This window comes from Azospirillaceae bacterium (assembly GCA_028283825.1).
Taxonomy (GTDB): Bacteria; Pseudomonadota; Alphaproteobacteria; order Azospirillales; family Azospirillaceae; genus Nitrospirillum.
In genome coordinates this window covers 648,985-666,626 of the sequence record JAPWJW010000001.1, presented here as the reverse complement: position 1 = coordinate 666,626, position 17,642 = coordinate 648,985, and the positions used below count along the sequence as shown (strand labels likewise).

Annotated in this window: 15 protein-coding genes; 9 read left to right on the top strand and 6 right to left on the bottom strand. The window is 68.0% G+C overall.

Annotated elements, in window-relative coordinates:
• Positions 1-30: 30 nt before the first annotated feature.
• Positions 31-981 carry a folate-binding protein gene (locus tag PW843_02510; GenBank protein MDE1145478.1) on the top strand — a complete coding sequence of 317 codons (951 nt, stop codon included), beginning with the start codon at positions 31-33 and terminating at the stop codon, positions 979-981.
• On the opposite strand, the gene PW843_02505 is transcribed toward PW843_02510, so the two are convergent.
• Positions 950-2,116 (bottom strand): glycosyltransferase, encoded by a 1,167-nt coding sequence (locus PW843_02505; GenBank protein MDE1145477.1) that lies wholly within the window; start codon positions 2,114-2,116, stop codon positions 950-952. The two genes, PW843_02510 and PW843_02505, sit on opposite strands and share 32 nt — an antisense overlap.
• 396 nt (positions 2,117-2,512) lie before the next feature.
• Between PW843_02505 and PW843_02500 the strand changes: the two genes are divergently transcribed.
• Entirely contained in the window at positions 2,513-4,837 is a 2,325-nt protein-coding gene (locus PW843_02500) for a HAMP domain-containing protein (GenBank protein ID MDE1145476.1), read from the top strand.
• A gap of 96 nt (positions 4,838-4,933) precedes the next feature.
• Here PW843_02500 and PW843_02495 read toward each other — a convergent pair whose 3' ends face one another.
• Both PW843_02495 and PW843_02490 read right to left on the bottom strand, forming a co-directional pair.
• A complete protein-coding gene (locus PW843_02495; protein ID MDE1145475.1) occupies positions 4,934-5,314 on the bottom strand; it encodes a hypothetical protein in 381 nt (126 codons plus the stop codon).
• A gap of 211 nt (positions 5,315-5,525) precedes the next feature.
• Positions 5,526-5,978, bottom strand: a complete 453-nt coding sequence (locus PW843_02490; protein MDE1145474.1) for a helix-turn-helix domain-containing protein — start codon at positions 5,976-5,978, stop codon at positions 5,526-5,528.
• Between the two features lie 165 nt (positions 5,979-6,143).
• On the opposite strand from PW843_02490, the gene PW843_02485 reads away from it, so the two are divergent.
• Together PW843_02485 and PW843_02480 are read left to right on the top strand one after the other, a co-directional pair.
• Positions 6,144-6,755 (top strand): NAD(P)-dependent oxidoreductase, encoded by a 612-nt coding sequence (locus tag PW843_02485; GenBank protein MDE1145473.1) that lies wholly within the window; start codon positions 6,144-6,146, stop codon positions 6,753-6,755.
• Between the two features lie 186 nt (positions 6,756-6,941).
• A complete protein-coding gene (locus PW843_02480) occupies positions 6,942-7,685 on the top strand; it encodes an acetoacetate decarboxylase (protein ID MDE1145472.1) in 744 nt (247 codons plus the stop codon).
• A 37-nt stretch (positions 7,686-7,722) separates the two neighbouring features.
• On the opposite strand, the gene PW843_02475 is transcribed toward PW843_02480, so the two are convergent.
• Both PW843_02475 and PW843_02470 read right to left on the bottom strand, forming a co-directional pair.
• Positions 7,723-8,373, bottom strand: coding sequence for a LysE family transporter (locus PW843_02475; GenBank protein ID MDE1145471.1), 651 nt, complete (start codon positions 8,371-8,373; stop codon positions 7,723-7,725).
• Positions 8,374-8,438: 65 nt separating this feature from the next.
• The gene (locus PW843_02470; GenBank protein MDE1145470.1) at positions 8,439-9,683 is read right to left on the bottom strand and encodes an MFS transporter; all 1,245 of its coding nucleotides are present in this window, start codon (positions 9,681-9,683) and stop codon (positions 8,439-8,441) included.
• A gap of 895 nt (positions 9,684-10,578) precedes the next feature.
• On the opposite strand from PW843_02470, the gene PW843_02465 reads away from it, so the two are divergent.
• The 5 genes from PW843_02465 (at position 10,579) to PW843_02445 (ending at position 16,458) form a co-directional block, all read left to right on the top strand.
• A complete protein-coding gene (locus PW843_02465) occupies positions 10,579-11,166 on the top strand; it encodes a RidA family protein (GenBank protein ID MDE1145469.1) in 588 nt (195 codons plus the stop codon).
• A gap of 176 nt (positions 11,167-11,342) precedes the next feature.
• Positions 11,343-12,860 carry a flavin monoamine oxidase family protein gene (locus PW843_02460; protein MDE1145468.1) on the top strand — a complete coding sequence of 506 codons (1,518 nt, stop codon included), beginning with the start codon at positions 11,343-11,345 and terminating at the stop codon, positions 12,858-12,860.
• Between the two features lie 11 nt (positions 12,861-12,871).
• Positions 12,872-13,261: a cytochrome c gene (locus PW843_02455; protein ID MDE1145467.1), complete on the top strand. Its 390-nt coding sequence runs from the start codon at positions 12,872-12,874 to the stop codon at positions 13,259-13,261.
• A gap of 348 nt (positions 13,262-13,609) precedes the next feature.
• Positions 13,610-15,976: a TonB-dependent receptor gene (locus PW843_02450; GenBank protein MDE1145466.1), complete on the top strand. Its 2,367-nt coding sequence runs from the start codon at positions 13,610-13,612 to the stop codon at positions 15,974-15,976.
• Between the two features lie 119 nt (positions 15,977-16,095).
• Entirely contained in the window at positions 16,096-16,458 is a 363-nt protein-coding gene (locus PW843_02445; GenBank protein ID MDE1145465.1) for a DUF1304 domain-containing protein, read from the top strand.
• Between the two features lie 74 nt (positions 16,459-16,532).
• Here PW843_02445 and PW843_02440 read toward each other — a convergent pair whose 3' ends face one another.
• Entirely contained in the window at positions 16,533-17,552 is a 1,020-nt protein-coding gene (locus PW843_02440) for a hypothetical protein (GenBank protein MDE1145464.1), read from the bottom strand.
• Between the last annotated feature and the right edge of the window lie 90 nt (positions 17,553-17,642).

The following is a 17,642-nucleotide window of genomic DNA, read 5'->3' as shown; positions in this document are numbered from 1 at the left end:
TCCGACGGAAAACTGTTCAGGTCCGGCATCATGACCAACGGCGTTCCCTTTTCCTGGCCCTTTTCCTCGCCCACCCTGCCGACGACCAGTGCCGGCCGGCTGACCGATAGGGGCGTCCTGGCCCTGACCGGCCCCGATGCCCGGACCTTCCTTCAGGGCCTGGTCACCAACGACGTCCGCCGGATCAGCGCCACCCAGGCGATTTACGCCCTGTTCCTGACGCCACAGGGCAAGTTCCTGCACGAGTTGTTCGTGGCCAGCCTGACCGACCCCGCCACGGGCGAGGAGACGCTGCTGATCGAAACGGAAGGTGGGCGGACCCCCGACTTGCTGCGGCGCCTGTCCATGTACAGGCTGCGGTCCAAGGTGGCGCTGGCCGACGTCAGCGGCCAATGGGCCGTGGCCGTGGCACTGGACGCCGTCCTCGATGGCAGCGAAGCCGGCAACGCCCAGGTTCTGGCCCTGGCGGACGGCGCCGGCCTGGCCTATGCCGACCCCCGCCACGCAGGCCTGGGTCTGCGCCTGCTGCTGCCCCGGACGGTGGCCGAGACATTGCCGGAGGCCGACGCGGCGTATGCCCGGCGCCGGCTGGCGCTGGGCGTGCCCGACGGCAGCCGCGACCTGGTGCCGGAGAAGTCCATCCCGCTGGAAAACGGCATGGACACGCTATCGGCCGTGGCCTTCGACAAGGGCTGCTACATGGGGCAGGAACTGACCGCCCGCACCCACTACCGCGCCCTGATCCGCAAGCGCCTGATGCGCGTGACGGCCACCGACGGCCGGCCCCTGCCGCCGCCCGGAACACCCGTCGTCTGGCAGGAGCGCGAGGTGGGTGAGATGCGCAGCAGTGCCGCCGGCCCCGACGGCTGGCACGGCCTGGCCCTGCTGCGGGTTGAGGATGTGGAAAAGCCCGATGCGGCCCTGACCAGCGGCGATGTGCCGCTGACGGTCAATGGCCTGGCGCCGGCGCCCCAGCCTTAGATCCGGCCACCACTGCGGCGGCGTTGCTGGCCGCGGAATCCAGCAGGTCGGCGTACAGCCGTTCCAAGGCCTCCAGGCTGCCGGCCTGGCTATAGGCCGCCAACGACGGGCTGGGGCGCAAGGGCGCGCCCGCGGCGCGCGCCTGCGCCAGGGTGTCCAGGGCCAGGACCAGCGATTCCGCCAGCGCGTCGGCGTCACCCACGGCCGCCAGGGGCGCCAGGGCCAATCCTCCGGCGGGCTGGGACGGGATGAGCCCGGCCGGCACGCCCCGGTCGCCAACCCCTTCCAGGATCATGCGGGCGCCCTCGGAGGCGGAAGCCACCACCGGCACGCCGGCGTGCAACGCCTCCAGGAACACCAAGCCGAACGGTTCGAACCGGGAGGGGGAGCAGAACAGGTCGGCGGCGTGGTAAAAGTCCTTCACGTCCCCGCGAAAGCCCAGGAAACGGATGGCCGGGCTATCTTGCGCCTGCACGCGCAGCGCCGCCATCTCCGGACCGTCGCCAACGATGGCAAGCTTGAGGTCCAGCCGGTCCAGCCCGCGCACGGCATTGATCAGCAGATCGAAACCCTTTTCCCGGATCAACTGGCCCACCCCCAGCAGCACCGTGGCCCCCAGCGCCTCTGCCCCCATTTCGGCACGCAGCGCCGCGATGCGGCCGGCATCGGGCGCCGGATGGGGCTGGAACCACAGGTTCACGCGGACGATGCGCCCCTCGAACCCCCCCAGCTTGGCCTCCTGCGCCTGCCAGTCGGTGGTGGCGACCACCGCGTCGTGGTTCTGGTACCAGCGGCGGCGATAATCCAGGTGCATGGTGGCCAGCAGGGGCGGCCGGCCCGGCAGGAAGGGCCGCAGCCGGCCCACGGTGCGGCCGGCCCGGCCGCCATGGCCATGGATGATGTCGGGACGGAAGCGGCGGATATGGCTCCAGATCCCTGGCGCCATCAGGCCGGGCCCCACCGTAACGACCCGCAAGCCCGGCAATTCACCCGCCGGTGGCAACTGGTCGCGGATGGAACGACCGCCGGCGTCGGCGCAATCGGCCCGCAGGATCAGCAGCACCTCGTGGTGGCGCGCCTGCGCCACCGCCAGTTCCGCGACATGGCGCTCGGCCCCACGGAATCCCTTGGACAAGATAATCTGGACGATACGCATTCAGGCCCTCGATACGAAATCCGCCCAACCAATGCAGGCGCCTACCAGCGGTCCCACTCAAGGGAAGGGAACCAGACGCGCCAACCTCGCCCGATTCAACTTTCCTACGCCCTGCCCCGCACGGGGGCAAGCGTTTGGCGTGGGCCGGGCAAGTCGCGGCGCCGGCGGGTATTAACGCCGGCCCGTGGCGGCACTGTGGCAGTCCACGAAGGGCTGGCCCGTGCTGGAGAGTCAAAATTTCCGACGGGTACAAATTCATTGACGAAATCCCCAGCACTTCCCACACCATGGCCGCTTGGAAGCGGTATCCCGGGGAACGCGCTTCGGGGGACGCGCGATTGCGCGGGGTCACGTGGTTCTCAAAGCGGGTGGGGCATGAAATCAACGGTCAGTTCTAAGCGTGCCGGCGCCGGCAGCCTGTACCGCGCCAGCGGGTGGGTCGCGGCCCTGACCATCGTCGCCGCCATCGCCCTGGTGGCGGCCGCCACCTACAACCTGGCCCTGTTCAGCCGGGTCGACCGTTCCCTGGATGAGACACCGGCCATCGCCGCCGCCAAGTCCCGCGCCTTGGATGAGACGCGGGCCGCCCTGGGCAACGGCGGCCTGCTGAACGCCCTGGCCGTCTATGCCGAGACCGGCAGCGCGCAGGCCAAGGCGGACATCGGCCAGGCGCTGGAAACGGCGGACCGGGGGGTGCGCGCCTTTGAAGGCAACCGGCTGACCACCGCCGAGTCGGACCTGGCGCGCGACCTGCATCGCCTGATCGACCGCTACCGCGCGGCCGTCAGTGCCGCCGGCGACAAGCCGCAGGCCCTGGCCGGCGCCACCGGCCTGTCGCTGATGACCCTGCACGCCGCCGTGGCCGACCGCATCGCCCAACTGCGCCGGCAGGAGGTGCAGGCCACGTCCGACATCCTGGCAGGCCCCGCCCGCGCCGGTTTCTGGCTGGGCATCGCCGCCGTCGCCGCCATGCTGGCGACCGCCGCCGCGACGCTGTGGCTGATCCGCCTGCGCCTGCTGGTCCCCCTGAACCAGATCCGCGAAAGCGTGGACGGCGTGGCGCGCGGCGACTGGCGCGTGCCCGTCGCCGGCACGGATCGTCCGGACGAACTGGGCGATATCGCCCGCGCCATCGAAGCCTTCCGCCGCCAGGTGGCCGACCTGCCCGACGTGTCCATCGTTACCGAACAGGGCCGGGTCCGCCTGAAGTTCGACGGCGACGCCGGCGACCTGTTCGAACAACTGACCACCCGCCTGCGCAGTGCCGGCGACACCCTGGCCGGCAACGGGAATGCGGTGTCCACCCTGGTCAGCGACACGCGCCGCGACCTGACCGGCCTGGTGGGCGAAACCCAGCGGGAACTGTCCCAGACGGTGCAGCGGGTGCAGGAGCTGTGTGCCGCTGTGGCCCAGGCCACCGGCGACAGCAACCGCGAGATCAGCCAGGCGACCGACCTGCTGGCCCGCGCCGCCGCGCAGGTGCACGCCTTCGACGACCGTGGCGGCGGCGGCGGGCTGGACGCCCTGGTCGACGCCCTGCGCCGCAACGCCGACCTGGTGGCCAGCACCGTCCTGACGGCAGGCGAGGATGTGGGCCGGGTGGTGCGGGGCCTGTCGGAAACGGAAGGCGACCTGCGCCGGGCCACAGGCGAGGCACACGATGCCAACGAGCGCATGAACAGCGCCATGGGCGATTTGCAGGCCAAGCTGCTGGCCTCGGTCAAGCTGCTGCGCGCCTCGGGCGAGATGCTGGCCAGCAGTTCGACGGAAGCGACCGCCGGCCTGGCGCGGGCGACAGAGGCTGTGGGCAACAGCGACCGCAACCTGCAGGCGGCCCTGGCCCATGCCGGCGACCGGCTGGAACGGGCGACGGGCCGGGTGGAGAATTCGGGTGATCTGCTGCGCGGCACGTCGGAGGAGATGACACGCAACCTATCGGGCGCGCTGGAGGGGCTGAGCCGCGCCAACCGCCTGATCGAAACGGCGGCGGAGGCCAACAGCACCCGGCTGGAACCGGTGGCGGAAAGCCTGGCCGCCGTCCAGCGCGACCTGGCCGGGGCCGCCGCCGGCGTGGCGCTGCGCGCGGGCGAGATGACCCGCACCCTGGACGGCCTGGGCAAGATATCGGAGGGTATGCGCGCCGAACTGGAACGCCGCAGCGCCGACCCCGACCAGAAGGCCGCGGCCGACGAGGCCATCACCCGGCTGGAGGCCACCGCCCACGCCCTGGGCGACCGCGCCGGCACCATCGGCGAGACGGCGGCCCGCCTGTCCGACATGCTGAACGCCGGCCTGGGCGACGCCGGCGACCGGGTGGCAGGCGCCGTGCAGAACCTGCAGCGCGAAGCCACCAGCCTGGCCACCGATTCCGCCGGCGCCACCAATGCCCTGAACCGGGCCCTGGCCCGCCAGGACGAGGCGACGGAGTCGCTGCGCGCCCTGACCGCCAGCATCGTGTCGGTGCTGGAGCCGCGGGTCGATCCCAACATCGCGGAACTGAAGTCCCTGGCCAACAACCTGCGCAAGCGCCTGGACGCGGTGGACAACACCACCCGTGGCCTGCTGGACCTGACCGGCAGCCTGCAAAGCCTGGTGGAAACCGGCCGCACCCACGAACAGGCCAGCACCGCCGCCACCAAGGAACTGGGCGACCGCCTGGCCGCCATCGCCGACCAGCTGCGCGCCGCCACCGGCGGCTGACGCATCCTGGCAGAGGAAGGGGGCGACGGCCGGCTGGCCATCGCCCCCTTCTCCTGTTCCGACGCCGATGCCGATGCCGATGCCGTTGGCTACCGCTTAGTGGACGGCCGGGGCCGCCGTCGGGGTCGCCGCCGGTACCGCCATGGACGTGGTCGTCGCGGGGGTGGAGGCGGGGGCCGCGGTGCCCACCGGCACCAGATCGATGTTCACCGGGCTGTCGTACTTGTTGTCGGCGCCCGTGGCGCTGTCGATCGCCCAACCGATGCCGCCGCCCAGCAGAATGTTCCCAGCGGTGGCGCCAGCCGCGCCGGAGTGATCCAGGAAGGTGGCTTCCTGGAAACCATCCTTGGTGCAGCGGATGGTGATGTCGTGCTTGGTCTTCTTGATCGTCGTGGACGCCGGCGTCTGGCTGACCCGCGCGATGACCGCCCCTTCACGTTCCAGCGCACAATCAGCGCCGGAAGGGTAGGTGTTCACGGCGATTTCCTGGGATGTGCCTTCCACGATGGACGAGCAAGCCGCAAGGCTGAGCATGCCCAGGGCGGCCACAAATGTTAACCGAATATGCATGGCGTGTTACCACTTATAGGATAGACAAGAGCCCGAGCATATTGGTTGCCGAAGTGTGAATCATCGCAGGATTGTGGTTAACTGCCGGCGGCAAGTGCGGCGAACTGACGCATGTCCGTCAGATATCCTTATCCGCCAGCGCCGCGTCGTAATGCCGGCGGCTGGCGCGGATGGTGGGCTGGTGCAGGGCGGCCCACTGGGCCAGTTGGGCGAGGTGGGCGGAGAAGCTGCGGCCCAGGTCGGTCAGGGCGTATTCCACCTGGGGCGGGGTGGTGGGGAACACCGTGCGGCGGGCCAGGCCGTCCCGTTCCAGCTTGCGCAGGGTCTGGGCCAGCATGCGCTGGGAAATACCGTCGACCGCCCGGCGCAGGGCGTTGAAACGGGCGGGGCCGCCATCCAGATGACGGATGACCAGGACGCTCCACGCATCGCCCAGGCGATCCAGCACGTCGCGGATGGGACAGGTTCCATCCTCCGCATCCGGTTGGAAGCCGGCCGCCGCCGCCTCATCCGCCACGACGGCTGCCGTCGGGGCTTCCAGGGGGCCTTCCGCCAAAGTCCGTCCGTCCATCACGGGTTCTCCTATTCACACACCGGCCGGGCGGTAATCCCGCGATAACCTGCGCACGGGAACATGCCTTCTTCACAGGCAGCAGGCAGTGGTGGCATCTGGTTACCAATCGTAACCTAGTTCGCTTGCGCAATGAAGCGCCAGCGCCTTGACCGGAGACATCCCATGAAAATCGCCCTGATCGGCGCCACCGGCAATGTCGGCACCCGCATCCTGGCGGAGTTGCGCCGCCGCGGCCACACCGTCACCGCCATCGCCCGCGACGTGAGCAAGCTGGCCCCGCAGGACGGCGTGACCGCCAAGGCCGGCGACACCGGCGCCCCGGCCGCCCTGGCGCCCGTGCTGGCCGGCCACGACGCCGTGATCAGCAGCACGCGGTTCGTCGGCCTGGATCTGGCGGCCCTGCTGTCGGCCATCAAGACCGCCGGCGTGAAGCGCCTGCTGGTGGTGGGGGGTGCGGGTTCGCTGGAGGTGGCGCCCGGCGTCGCCCTGATCGACACGCCCGAATTCCCCGAGGCCTACAAGGCCGAAGCCGGTGCCGGCGGCGATGTCCTGAAGGCCCTGCGCCAGGGACCCGGGGTGGAGTGGACCTTCCTGTCGCCGTCCGCCTTCTTCCATGAGGGAGAGCGCACCGGCACCTTCCGCCTGGCCGACGACCAGTTGCTGGTCGCTGCCGACGGCCAGAGCCACATCAGTTACGAGGATTTCGCGGTGGCGCTGGTGGATGAGGTGGAAAGCCCGGCCCATGCCAACCGCCGCTTCACCGTGGGATATTGAGATCCCTATGATTTTAGGGGGTGCGGCCATGCGCCGCCCCCTTCCTGTTTGTTTAGGTGCGACGCAACAAAACTTACCCGGACGGTGAATGGTTTTCCGGGCGCACTTCGCCCAAGCTGGCCTTCCTTCGTCCGGGGCCCAAGGCCGGTCCCGGTGCCACGTCCCCTCCCGGGAGTAGTGCCGACCATGAATCGTGACGAGATCCTGTCCGCCGCCTCCATGCCGCTGTTCAGCCCCAGCTATCCGCGGGGGCCGTACCGCTTCATCCGCCGCGAATATCTGATCATCACCTATGAGACCGATCCCGACGCCCTGCGCCAGGCCCTGCCGGAACCGCTGGAGCCGGCGCCGGGCAACTTGTGCTTTTATGAATGGATGAAGATGCCGGACAGTTCCGGCTTCGGCGACTACGAGGAAAGCGGCACCGGCATCAAGGCGCTGTTCAACGGCGAGCCGTGCAATTTCTCGGTCCAGATGTATCTGGATGATGAGCCGCCCATCACCGCCGGCCGCGAGATCTGGGGCTTCCCCAAGAAATACGGCGTGCCCCGCCTGAAGGTGCAGAAGGACACGCTGACCGGCACCCTGCACTATGATGAGGAGCGGGTGGCCATGGGCACCATGACCTACAAGCACTTCAGCCTGGCCGACAAGCTGGACGAGGTCGCCAAGGGCATCGCCGGCCTGAACGTGAACCTGAAGTTCATCCCCGACGTGGACGGCGGCCCCAAGGTGGCGCAGCTGGTGGGCTATAACCTGACCGACGTGCATGTGCACGGCGCCTGGGACGGCCCCGCCCGCCTGCACCTGACGCCCCACGTCAATTGCCGCGTGGCCGATCTGCCGGTGCGCCGCATCGTTGGCGGGCGGCACCAGGTGGTGGACTTCACCCTGCCCTTCGGCCGGGTGCTGCACGACTATCTGGGTTGATGCGGATGGGCGGACACGGTCCCCCCGTGTCCGCCCCTCAGCGCGCCAAGCCGACGTCACGCAGGGCATCCACCATCAGGCGCAGGCCCAAGGCGCCCATGACCGCCCCCGTCACCTGGTCGATGCCCCGCTTGGCCTTGATATAGGCCCGGCGCGGCCCCTCCAGCGAAAAGGCCAGCGCCACCACCGTGTACCAGCCGGCCTCGATCAGGAAGATCAGCGGCGGCAGGACCAACAACAGCTGCGCCGACGGGGCGGACGCCGGCAGCAGGGCCGCGAAGATGCTGGCGTAGGCGACGGCGGTCTTGGGATTGCTGAGTTGCGTGGCCAGCGCCACGGCGAAGGCCCGGCCCAGCGAGGACGCAGGCTCATCAGCCGCCGCCCCCGCCATCATGGTCAGCGGGGCTCCCGCCCCCCGCCAGATGCGGAAAGCCAGATAAAGAAGATAGAGACCGCCGGCCAGGCGCAGGGCCATGTTCAGCCACGCCACCTGGGCCAGCAGCGCCGTCAGGCCCAGCAGCGCCAGGGTGCCGAAGAACAGGCCGCCCACGCCCATGCCGATGGCGGCGGCCAGGCCGTTGCGGCGGGATTGGGTGACGGCGGTGCGCGTGACCAGGACGAAGCTGGGCCCGGGGGACATGGCGCCCAGCAGCAGGGCCGCGAGGATGGGTAACAAGCTGACAAGCATGCGGGCCTCTTCGGATCGCGGTTGACGGCGACAGCGTAACCGGCACCCCGCCCGCCGCCAAGCGGTCAGGCCGCGCTCAAGTTGCGGCGCCCCCACAGCAAGGCCACGCCCAGGACCAAGGCGCCGGCCAGCGCCATGACCAGGGCGGTGGGCAGGACCGACAGCAGGGTGGGCGCCGCCGTCATCGCCACCAGCGTGCCCACGCAATCCAGCACCAGGAACAGGCGGAAGACGGCCGCGATCTCCCCGCCGCTGTAGCGGGTCTGGCGCAGGGTGGCGACGGGTATCTGGGCCAGCGGCCCGCCCATGGCCGTGGCCGTACAGGCAGCGGCCATGACGCCCAGCGTCCAGGGGGCGGGCACCAGCGTGGACAGCGCCAGCAGGATGAAGCCGCCGCCCACGACGATGTCGCCGGCCATCACCAGGGCCATGGGCCGACGCGTCAAGACCCCACCCGGCGCCAGACTGCCCACCACCAGGTTGCTGAGCAGGTTGCCGGCGCCATAGGCGGAAAACAGCAGGGCCAGCGCCGACAGGCCGCTGAGCCCGAAACCGGCCACACCCTGCTGGCGCATCAGCAGCGGCAGCGACAGCCAGATGGTCAGGGTCCACAACCCGCCGGTCAGGCCGGTGCGCCACAGCAGGTAAGTGAAGGGCGGTTCCCGGCGCACCAGGCGCCAGCCGGCCAGCAGGCGGGCACCCAGGCTGGGCAGACCATCCCCATGCATCGCCGCCGTCGTGTCCGGCCCACCCAGGGAGCCGCGCACGCTGTAGACCGCAAGGGCCGATGTCAGGAAGCTCAGGCCGTTGACCGCCATCAGGGCCACCGGCGGCATCAGGGTGGCCAGCGCCCCGGCCAGGGTGGGGCCCACCAGGCGGGCCAGGCGCAGGGTGCCGTCGAACAGGGCGTTGGTGGCGGCCAGCAGGGCGCGATCTTCCGCCAGGCGCGGCAACGATGCCTGCAGCGCCGGATCGAACAGGCCGGACAGCGCCGACAGGGCCACCGACGGCACCACCAGGGTCCAGAGCGTCAGATGACCGGTCAGCGCCGCCAGCACCGGCACCACCGCCAGGCCGGCGCGCGCCAGGTCCGCCGTCATCATGACGCGACCCTGGTCCCACCGCTCCACCCAGGCGCCGGCCAGCAGCGCCACGGTCATCAACGCCACCGTGTCGGCCGCCGCGACGTAGCCGGTATCCGCCCCCACCAAACCTACGGCCAGCCAGACCAGGGCCATCTGGTGCAACTGATCGCCCACCGCCGACAGGGACAGGGCGCCCCACAGGCGGGCGATGGGGCCATGGGCCAAAGGTTTCAGCAGGCGCATCGGCGGGCGGGGGAAATGAGGTGGGATGCAGGGCCCCCTTGCTGACAGGCGCGCCGCCGGCTGTCCAGCCCGTTCCGGTGAATAGCGTATGAGCGGCGCAGGGATAGACCCACGATCTTCGTATTGATGTTTATCCCGCCCGGCCCGGCCCCCGCCGACGGCGGCAGGGCGATGCAATTGCCCAGCTTTACGGCAACATGCCTGTAACAATCAAAAATTGCCCAATCTATGGGCGAGTGGCCAGAGATCATCCCCCCAGACCTAAGCCAAAACGCTTATATCGCAGCCGCGAAGGGCGTTGGCCCGGTTATTGCTGAACTTGCCCCATCAGTGAAAGCGGTCTCACTTCCCGGAACAGGGGGAAGGGAGCCGTACGGTTTTGGCAGTTGGGTTCAGAAAAGAGAGACGCCTAATCCCTTCCATTTGATCGACTTTCTGACAGGGACGAATGACGAAACGGGCCGTCACCATCGTTGTCACAGGTATATGCCGGGCTGGGGGCGACACGCACCCGGCCGATTTACGGCGTCATGGACGGGGCTTGGCCGCTCTCACCGAAAATCTTCATCGCGTCGTCTTGGAAATGGCTGCCCGTTTGGGCGGCCATTTTCTTTTGGCCGACCGCAGCACCACCGCCTTTCCCGCCACCCCAGCATAAGGATCACGCCCCGGGGCCATGACCGCGCTGACCCGGCAGCGTCCCCATTGATCGGCGTCGGGCCCCAGGGATTGTGCGCCGCACACTTTGATGAGGCCCCCGCTTAGTACCCCACTCCGGCCGCCGGGCGATCCCCGGCGGCCCGGAGACGAAACGGCGGTGCCGATGCTGATGCAGGACCATAAGAAACGGAAAACGGAACAGGAGAGCCTTGCCTTGATGTCCACGAATTCCCCCTCGCAGACGCCCGTTGGCAAACCCACCGCTGAGCGCCGCATGATGCGCCTGCTGGGTGCCTTGGCCCTGACCGCCGTCCTGGGCGCCATCATCACCACCGCCGGTGTCATCTCCAGCAGCGGGCCGGCGACCGCCGCCAAGGCCATCACGCGCACGGCGGTGCCTGGCGGTTTCCCCATCTCCGGCGCCGTCGCTGTGCCGGCCGGGTCGGATGTGGTGTACCTCAGCGGCATGACCGGCGGCGTGGTCAACCCCGACGCGCCCAAGGGCAGCGTGGAGGCCTATGGCGACACCGCCACCCAGACCGTCAACACCCTGAAGAAAATCCAGGCCGCCCTGGCCGAGCAGAAGCTGACCATGGGCGACGTGGTCATGATGCATGTCTATCTGGTGGGCGACGCGGCCCATGAGGGCAAGATGGACTTCGCCGGCATGATGTCCGGCTACACCCAATTCTTCGGCACGGCCGACCAACCCAACAAGCCCGCCCGCACCACGGTGCAGGTGGCGGGCCTGGCGGGCCCCGGCCTGCTGGTCGAGATCGAGGTGATCGCCGCCCACGCGCCCTGACATGTGCGTGCCCCCACCGGGGACGGCGATCAATCCGGGCGCGGCACTCGATATCGGCCGGCCCGACCGACGACGATAAGGGGTGGTCTTTATGCCTGTTATGAAGGAACTGCCAGGTGTCGGCGTGACCCCGGCGCCATTTCCTGGAAAGGGCGGCGCTGCTGGGCGGCAGCGCCATGGTGATGACGGCGATGAACGCCTGGGGGTCGGGCATCGCCTCGGCCGCCGATGCCCCGCCCGCCCTGCGCGGGTCGGGCGCCGGCCATAAGCTGCTGATCCTGGGGGCCGGCGTCGCCGGCATGACGGCAGCTTATGAGATGAGCAAGCTGGGCTATCAGGTCACGATTCTGGAGGCCCGCGCCTTCGCCGGCGGCCGCTGCCAGACGGCGCGCAAAGGTTTCAAGCTGACCGAACTGGGCGGCGAGGAACAGGAGTGCAAGTTCGACGCCGGCCTGTACCTGAACCATGGCCCCTGGCGCATCCCGTTCTGCCACCGCTCCACCCTGCACTACACCAAGACCTTCGGCATCCCGCTGGAGGTGATGGTGAATGAGAACGACGCCTCCTACGCCCGCTTCGACACGGTGAAAGGCCCCCTGGCCGGCAAGCGCGTCCGCCAGTTCGAGGTGCGGGCCGACATGCGCGGTTATACCTCGGAAATGGTGGCGAAGGCCGCCACCTCGGGCAAGCTGGACACCGGCCTGTCCAAGGACGACGTCGACCTGTTCGTGGAATACCTGCGCGGCGAAGGCTATCTGGACAAGGATCTGGCCTATCGCGGCACGGATGGCCGCGGTTACGCCGTGCGCCCCGGCGCCGGCATCGACGACCCGGGCCCCGGCGTGCCCAGCGCCCCCTACGCCTTCCCCGACCTGGTGCAATCCAAGCTGTGGCGCATGGTGCAATCGGTCGGCAGCTTCGAACAGCAGCACACTATGTTCCAGCCGGTAGGCGGCATGGACCAGGTGGCCAAGGGCTTCGAGAAGCAGGTCGGCCACCTGATCAAATACAATGCGGAGGTGGAGAAGATACGCCAGTCCGACAGCGGCGTGACGGTGGATTACCTGGACACCAAGACCGGCAAGCGCAGCACGATCACCGCCGACTATTGCCTGTGCACCATTCCGCTGTCGGTCCTGCGCGGCATCGACGCCGACTTCGGCGACGGCTTCAAGCAGGCCATGGCCATGGTGCCCTACGATCCCGTGTGCAAGATCGGCCTGCAGATGAAGCGCCGCTTCTGGGAAGAGGACGACGCCATCTATGGCGGTCACGTCTACACCGACGCGCCGGGCATCAACCAGATCAGCCTGCCGTCCAGCGGCTGGCAATCCGCCAAGGGCGTGCTGCTGGGCTATTACATGTTCGGGGCCGACGCCACGGACATGAGCGCCAACAGCCCGGTGGAGCGGGCGGGCATCGCCCTGGACGCCGGCCAGCGCATCTTCCCGCAATACAAGGACAGCTTCGAGAACGCCTTCTCCGCCTCCTGGCACCTGATCCAGTACAATCTGGGTGGCTGGGCCAACTGGAGTGAGGAGGCGCGCAAGTCAGCATATCCCGTGCTGAACAAGCCCGACCGCCGCATCTACCTGGCGGGGGAGCACATCAGCTATATCGGCGGCTGGCAGGCGGGGGGCATCGAATCCGCCTGGCACCAGATCGCGCAAATCCACCAACGCGTGGCGGCGTGAGGGGGCGCGGGATGAGGAAAATCATCACCGCCGCCCTGGTTTCCGCGCTCGCCCCCCTGGGGGCCCAGGCGCAGGACGTGGCCCAGGGCCAGGACCTGTTCAATCACAAATGTGCCGCCTGCCACCAGAAGACGGGACAGGGTGTGAAGGGGGCCTTTCCCGCTCTGGCCGGCGATCCCTTCGTTCAGGGCGATGCGGAACCGATGGTCCGCACCGTGCTGCAGGGCCGGGGCGGCATGCCGACCTTTGCCGCCGTCCTCAGCGAACAGCAGTTGGCCGACATCATCAGTTATGTGCGGCAAGCCTGGGGCAATTCCGCCCCGGCGGTGGACGCCGCCTTCGTCACCCAGGTGAAGAATAACGCCCACCCGCAGGACAAGGCGCCGGTCGTCACGCATTAGCGGGCCCCTTTTCACACGGCACCCGCTGTGACTATCCGCCGATTCCTACGGCATACCCATGAAGGAATGTTGTGAAAAAACCACAGGTTGAAGAGAAGAGACACAGATTGAACTGATAGCAAAATAGCACTTTGACTTATTTGCAAAATTTTCCGACACTTCTGGTTGAGACGAACGGGGACAAAGAGTCGTCTCTTCCAGAAAATGACGCGGGGAATCGCGGCATCAAGCTTCCATGATCTAAAAAAACCCAAAGATCAGGGGGCCAACATGACGCAATCTACTTACTTACGGGGAATTTTTACTAAAAAACCTGTGAAACTTGCCTTGCTCTGCGGGGCAGGCTGGATGGCCTTGGGCACGGCCCACGCGGCCGAGGCACCGGCGGCCGATACCGACACGATGAGTGAAATCGTGGTCACGGGTACCCGGCGCGTCGACCGGTCGGTGGCGGACTCACCCGCCCCCATCGATGTCTTCACGCCGGAGGATCTGGCGCACCAGGCCGGCGGCGACACCAACGACCTGCTGCGGCAGTTGGTGCCGTCGTTCAACGTGGCCCGCTTCGCCATCTCTGACGGATCGACCTTCGTGCGGCCGCCGACGCTGCGCGGCCTGCCGCCGGATGAGACGTTGGTCCTGATCAACGGCAAGCGTTTCCACCGGTCGGCCCTGGTGCAGATCGGCGCCAACGGCCTGACCCAGGGCGCGCAGGGGCCGGATCTGGCGCAGATCCCGGCCATCGCCATCAAGCAGTTGGACGTGCTGCGTGACGGTGCCGCCGCCCAGTACGGGTCGGACGCCATCGCCGGCGTGATGAACTTCACCCTGAAGGATTCGGCCGACCACGGCACCATCGTCGCCCAATGGGGCCAGACCTACGCCGGCGACGGCGGCAGCGCCCACATCCAGGCCAATTCCGGCCTGCCGCTGGGGGACCGGGGCTTCGTCAACATCAGCGCCGAATATGTGAAGAACGATCCGACGTCGCGCGGGACCCAGCGCCCCGATGCCGCCGCCCTGACGGCGGCGGGACTGGACATTCCCAACCCGGCCCAGCGCTTCGGCGACCCGGCGGTGGAGGCGCAACGCCTGTTCATCAACAGCGGCATCGACCTGACCGACAATTCCAAGGTCTACCTGTTCGGCAATTTCGGCCACAGCTATGCCAAGGAAAGCTTCAACTACCGCAATCCCACCACGGTATCGTGGCTGATCACGCCGTTCACCTTGGCCGATGGGTCGACCTTCAAATGGGCCAGCGCCTTCCCCAACGGCTTCACGCCCTGGTTCTACGGCGACATCTTGGACAGCAGCATCACCGGCGGCTACAAGACCACCCTGAAGTCCGGCCTGATGATCGACGCCAGCGCGTCCTACGGTAAGGACGAACTGCGCTACAGCATCAAAAACACGGTCAACCCGTCCCTGGGCCCGACATCGCCGCGCCAGTTCTATGTCGGCACGCAGATCCAGGAGGAAACCAACTTCAACCTGGACCTGGCCTACCCGGTGCACCTGGACTGGCTGGCCAGCCCGCTGACCCTGGCCGGCGGCGGCGAATACCGGCGTGAGACCTACACCATCAAGCCGGGCGACACGGCGTCCTACCAGGCGGGACCGTACTACACCGCCGGCATGCCCATCGGATCCAACGGCTATCCCGGCTTCACCGCCACCGACGCCGGCCAGTATCCGCGCGGCAACTACGCCTTCTACGCCGACGCCGAAGCCGACATCATCAAGGATCTGAGCGCCGGCGTGGCCCTGCGGTATGAGGACTATGACGATTTCGGCGACACCACCAACTGGAAGGTGTTCGGCCGTTATCAGCTGACCGACTGGGTGGCCATCCGGTCGTCCGTCAACACCGGCTTCCGGGCACCCACCCCCGGCCAGTCGCACATCAGCAGCACACAGACCACCTTCAAGGCGGGCAGTCCGGAACCCATCGTGCTGGGCACCTTCCCGGTCGATAGCGCGGTGGCCCAATATTACGGCGCCAAGACGCTGAAGCCCGAGACCTCGTTCAACATCTCCGGCGGCCTGGTGTTCGACCTGCCGTACAAGGTCAACCTGACCGTCGACTACTACAACATCAAGGTCGAGGACCGCATCGGCATCACCAGCGACTTCACGGTCAGCGCCGCCGACCAGATCAGGCTGGCGGCCCTGGGCGTGGTCGGCGCCAACACCCTGGGCAACGTCAACTATTTCGCCAACGCCTTCGACACCCGCACCCAGGGCGTGGACATCGTCGCCAACAAGACCTTCGACCTGTACGACGGCGAACTGCACCTGACGGCGGCGGCCAACATCAACCACACCGAAGTGACCAAGTACGATACCATCGTCATCAGTGAAGAACGTAAGCACGATATCGAGAACGGCCTGCCGCATTACCGCGTGAACCTGACCGCCACTTACGACATCGGCGCGTTCAACTTCATGTATCGCGGCAGCTATTACGGTGCCTGGCAGGACAATGTCAGCGCCGGCCAGAACTATGACCCCAATTGGATCTTCGATGCGGAGGTCGCCTACAAGGTGACGGAGAGCCTGACCGCCACCGTCGGCGCCCAGAACCTGTTCGACACCTATCCGCAGAAGAACCGCAGCAGCAGCCGCCTGGCCTACGGTGACCAATATCCGGACACCTCGCCCTTCGGCTACGACGGCGGCATGTATTATTTCCGCCTGGCCTACACGTTCTGAGTTTAAGGGCGCCGGTTTTTTGAAAAGGGGCCGTCCGGGCGACCGGGCGGTCCCTATTTTCATGCTATGGTGGCGATACCGGCATGCTGGGATTATGCCGCAATAAATGGGGGGATTTCGTGGATTTGATCGCCAATATCGTGGTGGCGCTGGTGGCCGCCCTGCACGCCTGGTTCCTGGTGCTGGAGATGTTCCTGTGGACCAAGCCCACCGGCCTGCGCACCTTCCGCCAATCGCTGGAAAAGGCCCAGGCGTCGGCCGTGCTGGCCGCCAACCAGGGCCTGTACAACGGCTTCCTGGCGGCGGGCCTGATCTGGGGCCTGGCCTACCCCGACCCGCTGGCCGGCCTGCACATCAAGACCTTCTTCCTGGCCTGCGTCGTCATCGCCGGCGCCTACGGCGCCTGGTCGGTCAGCCGCCGCATCCTGATGATCCAGGCGCTGCCGGCCGCCATCGGGCTGGCCCTGCTGTGGCTGGCGTGAGCCGGCGCTTGAGGAACACATACACAAAATAACCGCCGCCCCGCGCGGGCGGTGCGGGGCGGCGGCCGGCGGCGTCAGGCGCCCGACTTGCCCGTCGCCTTGGTCCCGTCCGCGATGATGCGGCGGGCCTCGGCGATGGCGTCAGGCACGCTTTTGCCGCCCTTGGCGATGGTGGTGCCCAGTTCCATCAGCGCGTGCCCGGTGGCGGAGCCGTTCTCGGCCTCTTCCGCCACCGACACGCCCTGGTGCTGGGCGATGACGTCGTCCCAGGTGGCGCGCACGGCCGCCCAGTAGACGTTGGTCTTCGTCCAATAGTCGTCCGCCGCCACGACGGGGAAGTCGGCGGAGCGGGCATAGGTGTTGATCACCGACTCATGCACGAAGGTGACGAGGTTACCGTCGCGCGGCCCCACCTTGGCGTTCTCCTGTTCGTGCACCCAGCCGGCGGGCGTCAGGGCGTGGCGGTTGACGCCGGCGTAGCGGTCATAGGGCGGATGCCGGGTGGCATCGCGGCGGGCCAGGGGCCGCCAGGTCTCCTCGCTGGTCCAGCGCGAGACGCCGGCATCATGGCGCCAGCGGCCGATGCCGCCATAGCGCGGGGAATCGTCCGTCTGCCACACCGTCTGCGACCAGGCGCCCTTGGCCAGGCCTGCGTCCACCGGGGTCAGCGACCAATGGCCGGTGCCCTGGTAGGCCAGCACGGCGGCGGGCTGGTAGGCCCAGTCCTGGCGCCAGTGCTTGACCACGAAGGGCTGGCCATCCTTGCCCTCGACCACCAGCAGGTGCTGAAGGCGGATGACGGACCCGGTGTCCTCCGCCACCCGCACCACTTCGTCGCCCCCCATCACTTTGGGTGCGATGGGCTTGTAATCCGCCAGGAAGGGTGTCGTCTCACGGAAGTCGAAGGTCACCTTGTAGGTGCCGGCCATGCCCAGGATGGCCTTGCGGTCCGCGTCCGGCGCCGGACCCGTATCCGGGGTGGCGGCGCGGGCCGGCGACAGCGACAGGGCGGCGGGGACGGCGGCGGTGGCACCCAGCAGGGCGGCACCGGTGAGGAAACGGCGCCGATCAGTCTTCAACGGGTTGTGCGTCATGGTTGGCCTCCTGGATCGAGGGTCGTGCGGTCGGAAATGGAAAGTGCCGCCGGCAGGGCACGGCCCCCGCCGGCGGCGATCCGGCCGACT